At 66.1% G+C, this 17010-nt stretch carries 17 protein-coding genes; 10 read left to right on the top strand and 7 right to left on the bottom strand.

Translation table 11 applies throughout. From position 1 onward, the window contains the following. The first annotated feature begins 216 nt into the window (after positions 1–216). The gene (locus tag AX729_RS35875) at positions 217–747 is read left to right on the top strand and encodes a GNAT family N-acetyltransferase (RefSeq protein ID WP_061029333.1); all 531 of its coding nucleotides are present in this window, start codon (positions 217–219) and stop codon (positions 745–747) included. Positions 748–843: 96 nt separating this feature from the next. On the opposite strand, the gene AX729_RS35870 is transcribed toward AX729_RS35875, so the two are convergent. The 3 genes from AX729_RS35870 to acnA all read right to left on the bottom strand — a co-directional run bounded on the left by AX729_RS35870 (position 844) and on the right by acnA (position 5535). Continuing rightward, complete coding sequence (locus AX729_RS35870) at positions 844–1215, bottom strand: DUF2794 domain-containing protein (protein ID WP_061029331.1); 372 nt, start codon at positions 1213–1215, stop codon at positions 844–846. Positions 1216–1803: 588 nt separating this feature from the next. After that, positions 1804–2580 carry a DUF1223 domain-containing protein gene (locus tag AX729_RS35865; protein ID WP_061029370.1) on the bottom strand — a complete coding sequence of 259 codons (777 nt, stop codon included), beginning with the start codon at positions 2578–2580 and terminating at the stop codon, positions 1804–1806. 234 nt (positions 2581–2814) lie between these two features. Beyond that, complete coding sequence (gene acnA, locus AX729_RS35860; RefSeq protein ID WP_061029328.1) at positions 2815–5535, bottom strand: aconitate hydratase AcnA; 2721 nt, start codon at positions 5533–5535, stop codon at positions 2815–2817. Positions 5536–5776: 241 nt separating this feature from the next. Between acnA and ccmA the strand changes: the two genes are divergently transcribed. The 5 genes from ccmA to AX729_RS35835 all read left to right on the top strand — a co-directional run bounded on the left by ccmA (position 5777) and on the right by AX729_RS35835 (position 8836). After that, positions 5777–6379, top strand: coding sequence for a heme ABC exporter ATP-binding protein CcmA (gene ccmA / locus AX729_RS35855; protein WP_061029326.1), 603 nt, complete (start codon positions 5777–5779; stop codon positions 6377–6379). Positions 6380–6587: 208 nt separating this feature from the next. Then, the gene (gene ccmB / locus AX729_RS35850; protein ID WP_061029324.1) at positions 6588–7187 is read left to right on the top strand and encodes a heme exporter protein CcmB; all 600 of its coding nucleotides are present in this window, start codon (positions 6588–6590) and stop codon (positions 7185–7187) included. A 91-nt stretch (positions 7188–7278) separates the two neighbouring features. Further along, on the top strand, positions 7279–8064 hold the full coding sequence (locus tag AX729_RS35845; RefSeq protein ID WP_061029322.1) for a heme ABC transporter permease: 786 nt from the start codon (positions 7279–7281) through the stop codon (positions 8062–8064). Then, on the top strand, positions 8061–8246 hold the full coding sequence (gene ccmD, locus AX729_RS35840) for a heme exporter protein CcmD (protein ID WP_082770630.1): 186 nt from the start codon (positions 8061–8063) through the stop codon (positions 8244–8246). The genes AX729_RS35845 and ccmD overlap by 4 nt, the downstream gene beginning before the upstream one ends. Then, a complete protein-coding gene (locus AX729_RS35835) occupies positions 8243–8836 on the top strand; it encodes a DsbE family thiol:disulfide interchange protein (RefSeq protein ID WP_061029318.1) in 594 nt (197 codons plus the stop codon). Before ccmD ends, AX729_RS35835 begins: the two co-directional genes overlap by 4 nt. Positions 8837–8992: 156 nt before the next feature. Here the strand turns inward: AX729_RS35835 and AX729_RS35830 are convergent, their stop codons facing one another. Together AX729_RS35830 and ftsY are read right to left on the bottom strand one after the other, a co-directional pair. After that, positions 8993–9595, bottom strand: coding sequence for a septation protein A (locus tag AX729_RS35830; RefSeq protein ID WP_061029317.1), 603 nt, complete (start codon positions 9593–9595; stop codon positions 8993–8995). 147 nt (positions 9596–9742) lie between these two features. After that, positions 9743–10687, bottom strand: coding sequence for a signal recognition particle-docking protein FtsY (gene ftsY / locus AX729_RS35825; RefSeq protein ID WP_061029315.1), 945 nt, complete (start codon positions 10685–10687; stop codon positions 9743–9745). A gap of 47 nt (positions 10688–10734) precedes the next feature. On the opposite strand from ftsY, the gene AX729_RS35820 reads away from it, so the two are divergent. Together AX729_RS35820 and AX729_RS35815 are read left to right on the top strand one after the other, a co-directional pair. Further along, positions 10735–11436, top strand: coding sequence for an RluA family pseudouridine synthase (locus AX729_RS35820; RefSeq protein ID WP_061029313.1), 702 nt, complete (start codon positions 10735–10737; stop codon positions 11434–11436). A gap of 296 nt (positions 11437–11732) precedes the next feature. Beyond that, positions 11733–12842, top strand: a complete 1110-nt coding sequence (locus AX729_RS35815) for a DUF2336 domain-containing protein (RefSeq protein ID WP_061029309.1) — start codon at positions 11733–11735, stop codon at positions 12840–12842. 146 nt (positions 12843–12988) lie between these two features. Here AX729_RS35815 and mtaB read toward each other — a convergent pair whose 3' ends face one another. Continuing rightward, positions 12989–14242 carry a tRNA (N(6)-L-threonylcarbamoyladenosine(37)-C(2))-methylthiotransferase MtaB gene (gene mtaB, locus AX729_RS35810; protein WP_061029307.1) on the bottom strand — a complete coding sequence of 418 codons (1254 nt, stop codon included), beginning with the start codon at positions 14240–14242 and terminating at the stop codon, positions 12989–12991. Further along, on the bottom strand, positions 14242–15117 hold the full coding sequence (gene dapF, locus AX729_RS35805; protein ID WP_061029306.1) for a diaminopimelate epimerase: 876 nt from the start codon (positions 15115–15117) through the stop codon (positions 14242–14244). The genes mtaB and dapF overlap by 1 nt, the downstream gene beginning before the upstream one ends. A gap of 234 nt (positions 15118–15351) precedes the next feature. On the opposite strand from dapF, the gene AX729_RS39245 reads away from it, so the two are divergent. Next, entirely contained in the window at positions 15352–16116 is a 765-nt protein-coding gene (locus AX729_RS39245; RefSeq protein ID WP_061029304.1) for a GyrI-like domain-containing protein, read from the top strand. 5 nt (positions 16117–16121) lie between these two features. Continuing rightward, positions 16122–16829 (top strand): SIMPL domain-containing protein, encoded by a 708-nt coding sequence (locus tag AX729_RS35795; protein WP_061029368.1) that lies wholly within the window; start codon positions 16122–16124, stop codon positions 16827–16829. Positions 16830–17010: the final 181 nt, after the last annotated feature.

The raw sequence follows: 17010 nt of genomic DNA, 5'->3' as shown, positions 1-17010 counted from the left end.
AGACTGAGAGAACGACACGAACCCCGGCCGAAAGGCCGGGGTTTTTGTTTGTGGGACTATGCCTCTCCTCGTCATTGCGAGGAGCCCTTGCGACGAAGCAATCCAGAGTCCCTCCGCGGATGCATTTCTGGATTGCTTGGCTGCGGGCGCAATGACGACGCGGAGAGGCTCCTGGCCCCTTCCAGCCGCCGCGGGAAGACTCTAATCTTCCCCGCCATGTCCGCACCCGAAATCAGGCCTACGACCGAGGCCGACCTTCCCGCCATCACCGCCATCTATCAGCAGGCCGTCCGCGAGGGCACCGCGACGTTCGAGCTGGAGCCGCCCGACCTCACTGAAATGACGCGCCGGTATCGCGCGCTGATCGACGGCGGCTATCCCTATCTCGTCGCCATGCTCGACGGCCGCGTGGCCGGCTACGCCTATGCCGGCGCGTACCGGCCGCGGCCGGCCTATCGCTTCACGGTCGAGAACTCGATCTATCTCGATCCTTCCTTCCACCGCCGCGGCGTCGGCTCGCTGCTGCTGGAACGGCTGATCGCCGAATGCGAGGCGCGCGGCTTCCGCCAGATGATCGCGGTGATCGGCGATTCCGCCAATGCGGGCTCGATCGGCGTTCACACCAAGGGCGGCTTCAAGATGATCGGCACGCATCCCAATGTCGGGCTGAAATTCGGCCGCTGGCTGGATACGGTGATGATGCAGCGCGACCTGGGCGAGGGCGCGAGCACGGTGCCGGGGACGTAGGGCCTCGTAGCCCGGATGGAGCGCAGCGCAATCCGGGATGGGTTTATCCGCGGATACGGCCCCGGATTACGCTGCGCTCCATCCGGGCTACAAACGTCACACCACCGCCAGCTTCCGGTCGATCACCAGCAGCACGCGCTCCAGCTCATGGCCGCGGCGCAGGATGAGGCCGGTCGCCGAGATCACGCTGTACATGCCCTGCTTGCGCGCGAGCCGCGGGTCCTTCTCGATGCGGTAGATCGGTACTTCCGAAGCGCGGCGATAGACCGAGAACACGGCGCGGTCCTTCAGGAAGTCGATGGCGTAGTCGCGCCACTCGCCATCGGCGACCATGCGGCCGTAGAGGTTGAGAATGCGGTGCAGCTCGAGCCGGTTGAACGTCACCCGGTTCGGCTGTGCATTCGCCGCGGCGGGGCGCGCCGCCGCGCGCTGCTCGCTCGGTTCGGCATCCTCCGACATCAGACCCATGGGAAGCGCCTCCTCATCGCACGCCAATGACCCGCGTCCGCGAAGACCGTCCCCGGAACCGCGTTCATGACAATCGCATGATTGCGCCAACCGTTACGCACTGCAAGGGGGCCCCTTGTTCAACCCGTCGAATCGGTGGCGAACCAGGACACACGCAATGGTGGAACTTTGTCGCGGCAAACCGTCACGGGATCGTTAGCAGGAATCATAGTGTCGCCGCTTTTCCGCCAAGCGCCCGCCGCCCTGCATTGCGATAAGACTCATGTGCGTTGACCCGGTCCTTTCGGTTCCGGATTCCTCAGCCCCCAGCCCCCCGGGGTCGAACAGGATCGGGTCTGTACGCACGGCAAGGAGGGCCAACGCAAGTTGGTCCTTTTTTGTCTGTGTCGGGATGTTTCTGCCGGCGCGCTTTCCCTCTCGTCAGCCTGAAGCTTCTCTCATCATCCCGCGCGACCCGCGCTTGCGCGGTGTCTCGAAGGATGATGTCCGGCTCACGTGGAGGGGCCTTTCATGGTTCGAGACGCGAGCCAGGGCGCGCCTCCTCACCATGAGGGTAAGAGCGAGTGCGATGCTGGCGAGAGAATCGAATCAGTGCAGCGACGTGTACGCCGCGCCCAGCATCGGGCCGGGCTTCTCCCGGCTGCCGTCCTGGACGTAGACCACCGCGCCGTCGACGCCGTCGCGCGTGAGGTTCTCGATCGGCACCGTCCAGCTTTCCGGACGGCCGGTCCAGTCGCCGACCTTGAGCAGGTTGCGCACCACGTTGTGATAGGTGACCTGCTGTCCGCGATTCTCGCCGCGGGTGATCGCGATCGGCACCGACTTGGAGATCGAGCAGATCCAGACCTCACCGCGCGAGGCCGCGGGCTCCTTGCTTGCGGCCACCGAGACGTTGATCTGCTTGCCGGAGAGCGACATCGTCACCGGCACGCTCATCACGCCAGTGCCCTTGTCGGTTTTTCCGATCGCGTTCTCGATGCCGGCGCGATCGCTGCCGATGACATGCGTGGAGCCGTTGACGACGACCTGCGGCGTGTAAACTTCGCGGTCGCCGCGCATGCGCGAATAGGCGCGCTGCCGTGCAGAGAAGCGCGAGTCCGCCAGCGTGTCTTTCCAGCCGAGGTAATCCCAATAATCGATCGGCATGCTCAGCGCGATGATCGACGGGTCTTTCGAGAGATCGCCGATGATCTGGTCGGCGGGCGGGCAGGACGAGCAGCCCTGCGAGGTAAACAGCTCAACCACGGCGCGGGGATCGGCGTGGACAGGACGGACGACGGCGACGATGGCACAGATGCCGAGAGCCCCCGACCAGAGGGTACTGGACCAGCGCGAAATCGGATGAGAAGCCGTCATTGTCGTCATGTCGAAACGCCGCACACCGTTGCTCGTGGGAGGAGAGATCTTATCGCCTGATGGTCACCGTAGTCTTACGGAGCGCGGTACGTTCGTCCGACCAGGCGACCGTCCAAGGGAAGGTCTTCCGCCGGGCGGGCCCATCTGAAGCGTACCGCAAACGCGCGAAGGCGGCCCTTGATAGGCCGCCTTCGTTGAGGCTTCTACTCACTTCGCAGTGAGCCATCGTTCACAAATCCGCGCTTACGCCGCCAGCTTGCGCAGCACGTAGTGCAGGATGCCGCCGTTGCGGTAGTAGTCGAGCTCGTCCAGCGTATCGATGCGGCAGAGCAGCGTAACGCGCTGCAGCGAACCGTCGCCGGAGACGATCTCGGCCGTCAGCTTCTGGCGCGGCTTGAGGTCGCCGACGAGGCCGCGCAGCGTGACCTTCTCGTCGCCTTTGAGACCCAGCGACGACCAGGACGTGCCTTCCTCGAAGGTCAGCGGCAGCACGCCCATGCCGACCAGGTTGGAGCGGTGGATGCGCTCGAAGCTCTGGCAGATCACGGCGCGAACGCCGAGCAGGCGCGTGCCCTTCGCGGCCCAGTCGCGCGAAGAGCCGTTGCCGTATTCGGCGCCGGCGAACACCACCAGCGGCACCTTCTCCTCCTGGTACTTCATCGCGGCGTCGTAGATCGACATCTGCTCGCCGTCGGGCCAGTGCTTGGTCAGGCCGCCTTCCGGGATGTTGCCGTCGGCGCCCTTCAGCATGAAGTTCTTGATGCGGATGTTGGCGAAGGTGCCGCGCATCATCACTTCGTGGTTGCCGCGCCGCGTGCCGTACTGGTTGAAGTCCGCGGGACGCACCTGGTGCTCGCTGAGATATTTGCCCGCGGGCGAGGTGAGCTTGATCGAACCCGCCGGCGAGATGTGGTCGGTGGTGATCTTGTCGCCGAACATGGCGAGGATGCGCGCCTCGACGATGTCGGTGACCGGCTCCGGCTCCTTCTTCATGCCTTCGAAATAAGGCGGGTTCTGCACATAGGTCGAGGACATGTTCCAGCGATAGGTCTCGCTCTCGACCGTCTTGATCTTGCGCCAGTTGGTGTCGCCCTTGAACACGTCGGCATACTTCTTCTTGAAGATCGACGCGGTCACGAACTTCTTCATGAAGGCGTTGATCTCCTTGGTCGTGGGCCAGACGTCCTTCAGATAGACCGGCTTGCCGTCCTTGCCCTCGCCGAGCGGCTCGGTGGCGAGGTTCTTGGTGACGCTGCCGGCGAGCGCATAGGCGACGACCAGCGGTGGGGAGGCCAGGTAGTTCGCCTGCACGTCCGGCGAGACGCGGCCTTCGAAGTTGCGATTGCCGGACAGCACGGCGGCCGCGACGACGCCGTTGTCGTTGATCGACTTCGAGATCTCCTCGGGCAGCGGTCCGGAATTGCCGATGCAGGTGGTGCAGCCGAAGCCGACCAGGTTGAAGCCGACCTTGTCGAGATCCTTCTGCAGACCGGAATCAGCGAGATAGGCCGCGACCACCTGGCTGCCCGGGGCGAGCGAGGTCTTCACCCACGGCTTGGCCTTGAGGCCCTTCGCGGCGGCGTTGCGCGCGAGCAGGCCGGCGCCGATCAGGACGCTCGGGTTGGAGGTGTTGGTGCAGGAGGTAATGGCGGCGATCACGACGTCGCCATGGCCGATGTCGAAGTTCTTGCCTTCGACCGGGAAGCGCTTGGCAGGCTCCTCAGCCTTCTTGTACTCGCTGGCGAGCGCGAGCGAGAAGCCGTCTGCGACGGTCGGCAGCGCGATGCGGCCTTCGGGACGCTTCGGGCCGGCCATCGACGGCACAACGTCGCCGAGGTCGAGCGTCAGCGTCTCCGTGAACACCGGATCGGGCGACTTGGCGGTGCGGAACAGGCCCTGCGCCTTGGCATAGGCCTGTACCAGCGCGACCCGCGCCGAGGCGCGGCCGGAGGTCTTGAGATAATCGAGCGCGGCGGCATCGACCGGGAAGAAGCCGCAGGTCGCGCCATACTCGGGCGCCATGTTGGCGATCGTCGCCTTGTCGGCGACGGAGAGGTGGTCGAGGCCGGGGCCGAAGAACTCGACGAACTTGCCGACGACGCCGAGCTTGCGCAGCATCTGCGTCACGGTCAGCACGAGGTCGGTCGCGGTGACGCCTTCCTTCAGCGCGCCCTTCAGCTTGAAGCCGACGACGTTGGGCAGCAGCATCGACAGAGGCTGCCCGAGCATGCAGGCTTCCGCCTCGATGCCGCCGACGCCCCAGCCGAGCACGGCGAGACCGTTGACCATGGTGGTGTGGGAATCGGTGCCGACGAGCGAGTCGGGATAGGCGACTTCGAAGGTGCCGGTCTTCTTGCCGACCGTCATCTTCTCCTTCTTGGTCCAGACCGTCTGGGCGAGATATTCGAGGTTGACCTGGTGGCAGATGCCGGTGCCGGGCGGCACGACGGAGAAGTTCGAGAACGCCTTCTGGCCCCACTTCAGGAACTCGTAGCGCTCCTGATTCTGCTTGTATTCCTCGGCGACGTTCTTGCCGAAGGCCTTGTTGTCGCCGAAGAAGTTCACGATCACGGAGTGGTCGATGACGAGGTCGACCGGCACCAGCGGATTGATCTTCTCGGCATCGCCGCCGAGCTTCTGCATCGCGTTGCGCATCGCGGCGAGGTCGACGACCGCGGGCACGCCGGTGAAGTCCTGCATCAGGACGCGCGCCGGGCGGAAGGCGATCTCATGCTCCAGCGACTTCTTGCGCAGCCATTTCGACACCGCGACGATGTCTTCCTTCTTGACCGAACGGCCGTCCTCGTTGCGCAGCAGGTTCTCGAGCAGGACCTTCATCGAATAGGGAAGTTTCGAAATTCCCTTCAGACCATTCTTCTCGGCCGTGGGCAGGCTGTAATACACATAGGTCTTGGCGCCGACCTTGAGGGTCTTTTTGCATTTGAAGCTGTCGAGCGAGGTCATGGAGGAGATCCCAATTGTTAGCTATACCCGGCAGGGTATTTTAACACCGTCAGCGTATCAGGCTGGGCCGCTTGCAGGGGCAGGTTGAGTTGCTGCATCAAGTAGTTCCGGGCTTATAGAAGCTTTCTAACCGCGCCGCCACAGCCACAATCGTGCCGCAGCAATTCGCGAGCCAAAAATTCCCATGCGCTACCCCAAGATTTCCTGAGGCCCGGCTTTGAGCGGGTTGAAACGAGGCGAGATGCGGCTTTCCGGTCACGGGCTCCGATGCGTGCGCGGCGGACGCGAGGTGTTCGCCGGGCTCGATTTCGCGGCCGCCTCGGGCGAAGCCGTGGCGGTGGTGGGTCGCAACGGATCGGGCAAGACCTCGCTGCTGCGGCTGATCGCGGGCCTGCTCGTTCCCGCCGGCGGGACGATTGCGCTGGACGGGAGCGACGGCGAACTGACGCTGCCGGAGCAGTGCCACTATCTCGGCCATCGCGACGCCCTGAAGCCGGCGCTGAGCGTGACGGAAAACCTGGCATTCTGGGCTGATTTTCTAGGCGGCGAGCCCACCGACCCCGCCGCCAGCCTTGCGACCGTCGGCCTCGCCCATGCCGTCGATCTGCCAGCGGCGTTCCTGTCGGCCGGCCAGCGCCGCCGGCTCTCGCTGGCCCGCCTGCTGACCGTCCGCCGCCCGGTCTGGCTGCTGGACGAACCGACCAACGCGCTGGACGTCGCCGGCCAAGCGATGTTCGGCGGGCTGATGCGGGAGCATCTCGACCGCGGCGGGCTGATCATCGCGGCCACCCATGGCCCGCTCGGCATTGATTCGCGGGAGCTTCGGATCGGGGGTGTGGCATGAGCCGGCCTCACCCTCAGCTTTCCGAGCGGCCAAGCTCTGCTCTGGCGGTGTGCTCGCCTCTCCCGCTTGCGGGAGAGGCCGCGCCGAAGGCGCGGGTGAGGGTTCTCTCCTCTGGGGGAATCTTCGTTGTCGAGGCACCCTCTCCCCGACCCTCCCCCGCAGGCGGGGGAGGGAGCGCGTCGCGCCAGCGGGACGATGGGAGCCCCCCATGACCGCCCTTGCCGCCCTCATCCGCCGGGACATCAAAATCGCTCTCCGCGTCGGCGGCGGGGCCTTGATCGGCGTGCTGTTCTTCCTCACCGTGGTGGTGCTGATGCCGTTCGCGGTGGGGCCGGATCTGGCGCTGCTGTCGCGGCTGGGGCCGGCGATCCTGTGGCTCGGTGCGCTGCTGGCGAGCCTGCTGACCCTCGACCGGCTGTTCATGGCCGACCACGAGGACGGCTCGCTCGACCTGATCACGATGAGCCGGACGCCGCTGGAACTCGCCTGCGCCGCCAAGGCGCTGGCGCATTGGCTGGCCGCCGGCCTGCCGCTGACGCTGCTGGCGGGCACCCCGGCGCTGACCTTCACCGGCATGATCGGCGCGGCGCTTGCGGTGACGCTGCACCGCGGCGGGCTGCTGATGGCCGTGCTGGTGCTGCCGCTGTCGATTCCCGTGCTGATCTTCGGGGTTGCCGCCTCCCAGGCCGTGATCGTCGGTCCCATGACGTTCGGCGCGCCGTTCTCGATCCTGTGCGCGTTGTCGCTGGTCAGCTTCGTGATCGGCCCGTTCGCGGCAGCGGCGAGCCTGCGGCATGGTCTCGATTGAGATGGGCTCGACCGACCTTGACCCCGATCAACTTTCGAGACGGGCTTTCGTGCTGATTGCCTGAGCGGCCCCCGGTGATTATCAGGATACCATGACGCTGATCGACCTCGCCAACCCGACCCGGTTCCTCGCGCTGACCGCGCGGGTGTTGCCGTGGCTTGCGGCCGCGACCGTCATCCTGCTCGCGATCGGTCTCTATCAGGCCGCGCTCGCGCCCGACGACTATCAGCAGGGCGCGACCGTCAAGATCATGTTCATCCACGTGCCCAATGCCTGGCTGTCGATGTTCGTGTGGGGCGTGATGAGCATCGCCTCGCTGGGCACGCTGGTGTGGCGGCATCCGCTTGCCGACGTCGCCGCCAAGGCAGCTGCTCCCATCGGCGCCGCCTTCACCTTCCTCGCCCTGCTCACGGGATCGCTGTGGGGCCGGCCGATGTGGGGCACCTATTGGGAATGGGATGCCCGGCTGACCTCGGTGCTGATCCTGTTCCTGATGTATCTCGGCCTGATGGCGCTGTGGCGCGCGGTCGACGATCCCTCGCGCGCAGCGCGTGCGGCGGCGGTGCTGACCTTGGTCGGCGCGATCAATCTGCCGATCATCAAGTTCTCCGTCGACTGGTGGAACACGCTGCACCAGCCGGCCTCGGTGATGCGCATGGGCGGCTCCGCCCTCGACAAGTCGTTCCTGATTCCGCTGCTGGTGATGGCGGTCGCATTCACGCTGCTGTTCGTCACGCTGCACCTGGCAGCGATGCGCAACGAGATTTTGCGCCGCCGCGTCCGCTCGCTGCAGATGATGCAGGCAAGCCGCATCGCGTTCGCGAGCGAAAGCGGTTCGCGTGGAGACAACGCTTCAAACGAAGTCGGGGCCGCTTGATCATGTCGCTCGGTCCCTACGCCTCTTTCATCGTGACGTCCTATGCCGCGGCGGCCGTCGTGGTCGCGATCCTGATCGGCTGGGTCATGGTCGACTATCGCAGCCAGACGCAGCGCCTGCGCGAGCTGGAGGAGCGCGGCATCACGCGCCGTTCCGGCCGCAGCGCGACGGAGCTGCGATGAGCGATCAGTCGAGCTCCGCTCCACCGCAGCGCCGCACCTTCCTGATGGTGCTGCCGCTGATCGCCTTCATCGGACTTGCGCTGCTGTTCTGGTTCCGGCTCGGCAGCGGCGATCCCTCGCGAATTCCTTCCGCGTTGATCGGTCGGCCGGCGCCGCAAACGCTGCTGCCGCCGCTGGAGGGATTGCAGGCTGGCAATGCGCAGGTGCCGGGGCTCGATCCCGCCGCGTTCAAGGGCAAGGTCACTCTCGTCAACGTCTGGGCGTCCTGGTGCGTGCCGTGCCATGACGAGGCGCCGCTGCTGACCGAGTTCGCCAAGGACAAGCGCTTCCAGGTCGTCGGCATCAACTACAAGGACGCCGCCGACAACGCGCGCCGTTTCCTGGGGCGCTACGGCAACCCGTTCAGCCGCGTTGGCGTGGACACGAACGGCCGCGCCTCGATCGAATGGGGCGTCTACGGCGTGCCGGAGACGTTCGTCGTCGGACGCGAGGGCACCATCGTCTACAAGCTGGTCGGCCCGATCACGCCGGACAATCTGCGGAAGGTGTTGTTGCCGCAGATGGAGAAGGCGCTGGGGGCGGGGAGCTGATCGCCGCGCTCGTGCGACACACCCAACTGTCATCGCCCGACTTGATCGGGCGATCCAGTATTCCAGAGACATCAGTGGAACACGGAGAAGCCGCGGCGTACTGGATGCCCCGGTCAAGCCGGGGCATGACAGCGGCATGCGGAGGGTGGCTTCGCCCTACCCCTTGCTCACATCCCCCGCCTCGGCCTCGCTGGTCTCCAGCGATACCGGCTCGAGGTGATAGCGCTTGGTCAGCGGCAACTGGGCGATGGCGAAGGCCATGGTGAGCGTCGTCACGCCGAACACCTTGAAGTTCACCCAGAAGTCCGTGCTCTGGGTGCGCCAGATGATCTCGTTCAGCACCGCCATGCCGGCGAAGAACAGCGCCCAGCGCAGCGTCAGGATACGCCAGCCCTGAGGGGTCAGATTGAACACCTGGTCGAACATCACGGCGATGAAGGACCGGCCGAACAGCAGGCCGCCGCCGAGGATCGCGGCGAACAGGCCGTAGATGATGGTCGGCTTGACCTTGATGAAGGTCTCGTCGTGCAGCACCAGGGTCAGCGTGCCGAACACCAGCACGACCACGCCGGTCACGATCGCCATGATCGGGATGTGGCGCGTCACCATGTAGGAGGCCACCATCGCGACGGCGATCGCCACCATGAAGGCGCCGGTCGCGGCGAACAGGTTGAACTTCGCGTTCACGAAGAAGAACACGAGCAGCGGACCGAGCTCGGTCGCGAGCTTGAACAGTGGATGCGGCTGGGTCTTGTCCATTACCTGACCTTTGTTGCTGTCATGCCCCGCCTAGTGCGCAATTGCGCACGGGGGGCGGGGCATCCAGTACGCCGTGCCGCTCGTTGCAGACCACAGGCGCCTCGGAATACTGGATCCCCCGCCTTCGCGGGGGATGACGAAAGAAACCTATGACTCGATTCCGGCGATGGCGCGGGCGAAGTCGCGCGCGGTGAAGGGCGCGAGATCGTCGACGCCTTCGCCGACGCCGATGAAATGCACCGGCAGTTTGAATTTCTCCGCGAGCGCCACCAGGATGCCGCCGCGGGCGGTGCCGTCGAGCTTGGTCATGACGAGCCCGGTGACCCCGGCGGTGCGATGGAAGGCCTCGACCTGCGACAGCGCGTTCTGGCCGACGGTGGCATCCAGCACCAGCAGCACCGCATGCGGCGCAGTGGCGTCCACCTTGCGGATGACGCGCACGACCTTCTCGAGCTCGTTCATCAGCTCGGCCTTGTTCTGCAAGCGGCCGGCGGTGTCGATCAGGAGCACGTCCGTGTTCTGCTCCTTCGCCGCGGTCAGCGCGTTGAAGGCAAGGCTCGCCGAATCCGATCCCTGCGCGCCGGCGATGACCGGCGTCTTCGTCCGCTCGCCCCAGACCTTGAGCTGCTCGATCGCGGCTGCGCGAAACGTGTCGCCGGCGGCGAGCATCACCTTGCGGCCTTCGGACGCGAATTTCTGCGAGAGCTTTCCGATGGTGGTGGTCTTGCCGGAACCGTTGACGCCGACGACCAGAATCACGAATGGCTTCTTGGCCGCGTCGATCTCGAGCGGCTTTGCCACCGGCGACAGCACCTTCTCGACCTCGGTCGCGACCACGTCCTTGACCTCGTCCGCCGAGATCGCCTTGTCGTAGCGTCCCGTGCCGACGGCCTCCGCGATCCGGACCGCGACTTGCGTGCCGAGATCGGCGCGCAGCAGCACGTCCTCGATGTCGTCGAGCATGGCGCGGTCGAGCTTGCGCTTGGTGACGAGGTCGGCGACCGCGGTCCCGAGCGAGGACGAGGTGCGCTTCAGCCCGTTGGACAGGCGGCGCCACCAGCTCAGCTTGGGGGTTTCGGAGGTATCGTTCATGGCGGGCGTGTGTTAGCCGTTCCGGCGATTAAACGAAAGTCTTGCCATTGCTCGATGTTCCCGAATTGACCGCCGAGGAGATTTTGTCGCGCGTGCTCCATCGCGACGGGCTGATGCTGATCATCGACAAGCCGGCCGGCCTGCCGGTGCATCGCGGCCCCAAGGGCGGCGCCAATCTGGAGGATTCCTTCGACGCGCTGCGATTCGGCCTGCCGCGACCGCCGGTGCTGGCCCATCGGCTCGACAAGGATACCTCCGGCTGCCTCGTGCTCGGCCGCCATCGCAAGGCGACCGCCTCGCTCGGTCTCCTCTTCAAGCACGGCAAGATCGGCAAGACCTACTGGACCGTGGTCGAGGGCGGGCCTGCCGAGGACGAAGGCACCATCGACATGCCGCTCGGCCGGCTCAATGCCGAGCGCGGCTGGTGGCAGAAGCCGGACCCGGAGGGGCAGAAGGCCGTCACCAACTGGAAGGTGATGGGCCGCGGCGAGGGCCTCACGTGGCTCGCCATGGAACCCGTCACCGGCCGGACCCATCAATTGCGCGTGCACGCGTCCGCGAGCGGCTGGCCGATCTTCGGCGATAACATTTACGGCAACGGCCCGCGCTTCGGCGAGCCGCGCCTGCACCTGCATTCCCGCGAGATCGTGGTGCCGATCTCCCGGAACAAGGAGCCGGTCCGCGTGGTGGCGCCGGCCCCGCCGCATATGCACGAAAAGCTCAGGGCTTGCGGGTGGAATGGGGAGTGAGCGGCGGTGCCGCCAACCTCTCCCGCTTGCGGGAGAGGTCGCGCCGAAGGCGCGGGTGAGGGCTCTCTCCTCTTGGGGATTGTCCCGTTTCTTGGAGACTGTCCCGTTGTCGAGACAACCCTCTCCCCAGCCCTCCCCCGCAAGCGGGGGAGGGAGCGCACCGCATTCGCGGCGAAAGCTCGCCAAGCTCGCGACCCCTCCGCTCCCCATGGTTTACCAAACCTTCAGTGCTCCGCTCTAATGATAGCGGTTGCTTAGAACAAGCTTCCGTATCCGCTCAGGACGAGCCGCGCGTGATGACCAAGGCCGGGCTATCGATCGTCGACGAGGTCGAATCCGCGATTCGGACCGGCTCGGCGGAAAAGGGGCTGGAGACGGCCCGGCGCGTCACCGACCTGTTCCTGGCTTCCGCCGGCAGCTTCGACGACGAGCAGATCGCGCTGTTCGACGACGTGCTCGAACGCCTGATCGGCACCATCGAGCTGCGCGCCATCGCCGACATGGGCGCACGCATCGCGCTGGCCGAGATCAGCGCGCAGCTCGCGCCGATCGCGCAGGCGCCGCCGTCCGTGATGCGCCGCCTCGCCAACAATGACGAGATCCGCATCGCCGGCCCCGTGCTGCAGGAATCCGCGCGCCTCGATGACGGCGAGCTGGTGAAGATCGCCTCCAGCAAGGGCGAGCCGCATCTGCTCGCGGTGGCGGGCCGCTGGTGGCTGAAGGAGATCGTCACCGACGCGCTGCTGGCGCGCCGCTATCCCAGCGTCAGCCGACGGCTCGTCGCCAATCCCGGCGCGCGTGTGTCAGGCAACGGATTCGCCATCATCGTCGGACAGGCCGAAAGCGACCCGGAGCTCGCGGTCAGCGTCGGCGTCCGCGTCGATCTGCCCTCGGAGCTGCGCCGCCAATTGCTGCGCTCGGCGACGGACGCGGTGCGCACCCGGCTGCTATCGCGCGCACCGCCGCACCTGTTCGAGGAGATCCAGAGCGCCATCGCCGCCGTCACCGTCGGCGTCGAGCGCGAGATGTCCGGCGCTCGCGATTTCGAAGGCGCCAAGCGCGCGATTGCGCGTCTCGCGGCGACCGGCCAGCTCGACGAGGCGACGCTGCTCGGCTTCGCCAGACAGCGGCGTTATGAGGAGACGGTGGCGGCCCTGGCGGCGTTGTCCGGGTCGACGGTCGAGGTGATTCGCCCGCTGATGCAGAGCCTCCGCGAGGACGGTCTGCTGGTGCCATGCAAGGCGGCGCAGCTCGGCTGGGACACGACGGCGGCCGTGCTCGAGAGCCGCTTTGCGATCGGCACGATGAAGCCGGCGGATCTCGCGCGGGCGCAGGGGCATTATGCGCTCATGACGACGGAGGACGCGCGGCGCACGCTGCGATTCTGGCAGGTACGGGCGTCGTAGCGGCGCAATTGAGGCGAGGGCGATCGCCAAGTACGACGCTGTCATCACCCGCGAAGGCGGGTGATCCAGTATTCAGAGACGCCGGAGATTGAATCGAGAAGCCGCGGCGTACTGGGTCGCCCGGTCAAGCCGGGCGACGACACCTGTTATGCAGTCAGCCGCTCGCCATCGCTGCCGGTAATCTTGCGCGACACCACGCTTCCAACACACTCGCCCGCAATCGACACCGGCAAATAGTGCTCCGTGCGGCCCTGCCCCACGCTCTCGATCAGCACCTCGCGCGTTGCGCCGATCTCGGCTTGCAGCCTCCGCCGCAACGCCGCTTCACCCGCTGCCCGCAACCGCTTCGCGCGCTCCTTGATCGCGCCGCCCGCAACCTGCGGCATCCGCGCGGCCGGCGTGCCGGGACGCGGCGAATAGGGGAAGACGTGGAGAAACGTCAGGCCGCATTCATCGACGAGGTCGAGCGAGCGCGAGAACATCTCTTCCGTCTCGGTCGGGAAGCCCGCGATGATGTCGGCGCCGAAGGCAACATCGGGGCGGAGGCGGCGGACCTGGTCGCAGAACGCGATGGCGTCGCGCCGCGAATGCCGCCGCTTCATGCGTTTCAGGATGATGTCGTCGCCCGATTGCAGTGACAGATGCAGATGCGGCATCAGCCGCGAATCGTCGGCGATGGCATCGAGCAGATCGCCGTCGGCCTCGATCGAATCGATGGAGGAGATGCGCAGGCGCTTCAGCTCCGGCACGTGCCGCAGGATCTGCTTCGTCAGCATGCCGAGTTTCGGCGCACCCGGCAGATCGGTCCCGTAGCTGGTGAGATCGACGCCGGTCAGCACGATCTCGGCATGACCACGCTCGACCAGTGTCCGCACCTGCTCCACCACGGCACCCATCGGCACCGAGCGCGAATTGCCGCGGCCGAACGGGATGATGCAGAAGGTGCAGCGATGGTCGCAGCCATTCTGCACCTGGACGAACACACGCGGCAGGCCGCTCGCATAGCCGTCGACGAGATGCGGCGCCATCTCCTTCACCGACATGATGTCGCTGACGGCAATCTTCTCGCTGGTGCCGCTGCCGAACGCCGCATGCGTCTCGCGCCACGCTTCGCCGCGCATCTTGTCGTCATTGCCGACGACGCGATCGACCTCGGCCATGTCGGCGAACATCGCAGCTTGCGTCTGCGCGGCACAGCCGGTGACGACGATGCGCGCACCGGGCCGCTCGCGCTTCAATCTGCGGATCGACTGGCGCGCCTGCGCCACCGCCTCGTTGGTGACGGCGCAGCTGTTGATGACGATGGTGTCGGAAAGGCCCGCGCCCTCCGCTTTGCTGCGGATCACCTCGGCCTCGAAGGCATTGAGGCGGCAGCCGAAGGTGACGATGTCGACGGCCATCAGGCGACAGGCGCGAACAGCGCCGGATCGAAACGGCCCTCATATTCGAAGGTCGCGGTGCCCGTCATCAGCACGTGGTCGTCGCGCTCGCGCCATTCGATGCCGAGCTTGCCGCCGGGCAAGGTGATCTCGACCTTGCGCTCGGCGCGCTTCAGCCGCGCCGCGGCGACGGCCGTGGCGCAAGCCGCCGACCCGCATGCCCTGGTGAGGCCGGCGCCCCGTTCCCAGGTGCGGATCGTGATGTGCTCGCGATCGACGATATGAGCGAGCGTGATGTTCGCCCGTTCGGGAAAGATCGGATGGTTTTCCAGCAACGGACCGAAACGTTCGAGGTCATAGGCGTTGACGTCGTCGACCCAGAACACCGCATGCGGATTGCCCATGCTCACCACGGAGGGCGAATGCAGGATCGGATTGTCAATCGGCCCGATCTGCAATTCGATGTAGCGGGTGTCGCGAAACTCCTCCGCCAGCGGAATGTCCTGCCAGCCGAACTTCGGCGCACCCATGTCGACGGTGTAGAGATCGGCCGCCGGACCCTGCCAGGCATTGAGCAGGCCGGCGGCCGTCTCGAAGGTCGCCGTGGTCTGCCCGGTCTTCTCGAAGATGCGGCGCACCACGCAGCGCATGCCGTTGCCGCAGGCACCGGCCTCGGAGCCGTCATTGTTGTAGATGCTGATGAACGCCTCGGTGCCGTCCAGCCGCGGCTTCTGGAGCACCATGAGCTGGTCATAGGGCACGCCGCCCTGGGCGGACGCCACGGCGCGCGCATCGTCCGGCGTCACCTTTGCCGTGGAATCGCGCATGTCGACGACGACGATCTCGTTGCCGATGCCGTTCATCTTGGCAAATGCGTGATTGGCCAGCGCGCTCATGAAAATTCCCGAATTTCGCCTGCCTTATATGGCGATACTTGCCCGCTTGGCCAGTGACTTGCGGCCGCAAGGCAGGACATCGGCCATGACGCATCTGTCATGGGACGAATTCGGCACTCGCGTGTTAGAACGGCGCGGTTCGCGCGAACCCGGACGCGCGGCCGGATTGAGGCCTTGGTGGGTAAGGCCTTGATGAATGAGGCCATGGTGGATCAAGGCCTTGGGGAGAATAGAATGACTGGTTTTCGCCGTTTCGCTCTGGCCGCGCTGATCCCGGCGGCGGCCATGATTGGCCTGTCCGGGGCTCCGGCACAGACACCCAGCCCGGCGCCGGCCGCGTCGGCAAGCCCCTCGCCTGCGCCGTCGGCGGCACCCGCCCCCGCGGCAAGCGCCTCGCCAGCCCCGGCGGCGAGCCCGGCGCCGGCGGCCAGTGCCTCGCCTTCCCCGGCCGCGACGCCTTCGCCCGCAGCCAGCGCTTCACCCGGCCCGGCAACGCCCCCGCCCGCGGCGGCCGCAACCCCCGCTCCGGTGCAGACCGCCGATCCCTTCGGCCTCGAGACTACGCTCGAGTCCAGGAAGGTCGTGATGGTCAAGGGCACTGCCAATTGGGACTCGGCCTTCGACACGCTGATCGATGCCTTCAAGGCCCTCAACACGCTGCTGGACAAGCAGGGCATCAAGCAAGCCGGCAACTCGATGATCGTCTACACCTCGACCGACGACACCGGCTTCACCTTCCTTGCCGAGATCCCGGTCGACCAGGATCCCAAGAACCTGCCCAAGGACATGAGCATCGGCAAATCGCCGGAAGGCAAGGCGCTGAAATTCGTCCATCGCGGCTCCTACGACAACATGGACAACACCTATGAGGCGATCACCAATCACCTCGACGACAAGAGGCTGGAAGCCAAGGACACCTTCATCGAGGAGTACCTCACCGATCCGCTGAAGACGGCCGAGGACAAGCTCGTGATCAATGTTTTCGTGCCGCTGAAGTGAGAATGATGAAAAAGCCTGCCCTGCTCGCCGCCGCCGTATTCGCCACCGCACTGCTGACGGCGCCCGCGCGCGCCGACGACTTTCCATCCGCCATTTCGGTGAGCGGCGAAGCCACGATTTCGGCGGCGCCCGATCTGGCGCAAATCGATGCCGGCGTCGCCAACGACGCCAGAACGGCGAAGGAAGCCTCCGATGCCAACAACGCCGCGATGGGCAAGGTGCTGCTGGCGCTGAAAGGCGCAGGGATCGCCGAGAAGGACTACCAGACCTCGCGGCTGTCGCTGCAGCCGCAATACGGCCAGAACAAATCCACCGGCGCTTCGCCAGTGGTCGGCTTCCGCGCGAGCAACCGCGTCACCGTGAAGATTCGCGACGTGACCAAGGTGGCCGGCATCATCGACACGCTGGTCAGCGCCGGCACCAACGACATCGGCAACATCTCGTTCGAGGTGACCCAGGCGTCAAAGCTGCTCGACGATGCGCGTGAGCAGGCGATCGCCGATGCGCGACGCAAGGCGGAGGTCTATGCCAAGGCCACCGGCGTGACGCTGGGTGCGCCGCTCAGCGTCACCGAGGGCGGTGGCCCGGTGCCGCTGTTCAAGGGCCGCATGGCGTCGCCAATGGCCGCAGCACCGCAGGCCGCGGTCGCCCCTGGCGAGGAGACGCTGTCGGTGACGGTGAATGTGAGCTGGGCGATCAAGCCGGGGCAGTAAAAGGCACTCTGTTCGCGACAACAACGGGGTCGTCCCGGCGAAGGCCGGCCCCCATACCACAGGAAGGAGTGTGGGGCCTGGCTCCCACTCCGAGTCTTGGTCAAACATCTCCCTGTGGGTATGGGTCCCGGATCTGCGCTGCGCTTGTCCGGGACGACGGCGGAGAATGACGAGAACTCTC

Source organism: Bradyrhizobium sp. CCH5-F6 (genome assembly GCF_001556045.1).
Lineage (GTDB): Bacteria > Pseudomonadota > Alphaproteobacteria > Rhizobiales > Xanthobacteraceae > Bradyrhizobium.
Note: the sequence above shows the minus strand (reverse complement) of the source record. Positions and strands in the feature narration are given on the sequence as shown.

What these genes read in the sequence shown, in the direction of transcription:
- AX729_RS35875 (WP_061029333.1), top strand. Translation starts at nt 217, where the DNA reads ATGTCCGCACCCGAAATCAGGCCTACGACCGAGGCCGACCTTCCCGCC.
- AX729_RS35870 (WP_061029331.1), bottom strand. Translation starts at nt 1,215, where the DNA reads ATGGGTCTGATGTCGGAGGATGCCGAACCGAGCGAGCAGCGCGCGGCG.
- AX729_RS35865 (WP_061029370.1), bottom strand. Translation starts at nt 2,580, where the DNA reads ATGACGACAATGACGGCTTCTCATCCGATTTCGCGCTGGTCCAGTACC.
- acnA (WP_061029328.1), bottom strand. Translation starts at nt 5,535, where the DNA reads ATGACCTCGCTCGACAGCTTCAAATGCAAAAAGACCCTCAAGGTCGGC.
- ccmA (WP_061029326.1), top strand. Translation starts at nt 5,777, where the DNA reads ATGCGGCTTTCCGGTCACGGGCTCCGATGCGTGCGCGGCGGACGCGAG.
- ccmB (WP_061029324.1), top strand. Translation starts at nt 6,588, where the DNA reads ATGACCGCCCTTGCCGCCCTCATCCGCCGGGACATCAAAATCGCTCTC.
- AX729_RS35845 (WP_061029322.1), top strand. Translation starts at nt 7,279, where the DNA reads ATGACGCTGATCGACCTCGCCAACCCGACCCGGTTCCTCGCGCTGACC.
- AX729_RS35835 (WP_061029318.1), top strand. Translation starts at nt 8,243, where the DNA reads ATGAGCGATCAGTCGAGCTCCGCTCCACCGCAGCGCCGCACCTTCCTG.
- AX729_RS35830 (WP_061029317.1), bottom strand. Translation starts at nt 9,595, where the DNA reads ATGGACAAGACCCAGCCGCATCCACTGTTCAAGCTCGCGACCGAGCTC.
- ftsY (WP_061029315.1), bottom strand. Translation starts at nt 10,687, where the DNA reads ATGAACGATACCTCCGAAACCCCCAAGCTGAGCTGGTGGCGCCGCCTG.
- AX729_RS35815 (WP_061029309.1), top strand. Translation starts at nt 11,733, where the DNA reads ATGACCAAGGCCGGGCTATCGATCGTCGACGAGGTCGAATCCGCGATT.
- mtaB (WP_061029307.1), bottom strand. Translation starts at nt 14,242, where the DNA reads ATGGCCGTCGACATCGTCACCTTCGGCTGCCGCCTCAATGCCTTCGAG.
- dapF (WP_061029306.1), bottom strand. Translation starts at nt 15,117, where the DNA reads ATGAGCGCGCTGGCCAATCACGCATTTGCCAAGATGAACGGCATCGGC.
- AX729_RS39245 (WP_061029304.1), top strand. Translation starts at nt 15,352, where the DNA reads ATGACTGGTTTTCGCCGTTTCGCTCTGGCCGCGCTGATCCCGGCGGCG.
- AX729_RS35795 (WP_061029368.1), top strand. Translation starts at nt 16,122, where the DNA reads ATGAAAAAGCCTGCCCTGCTCGCCGCCGCCGTATTCGCCACCGCACTG.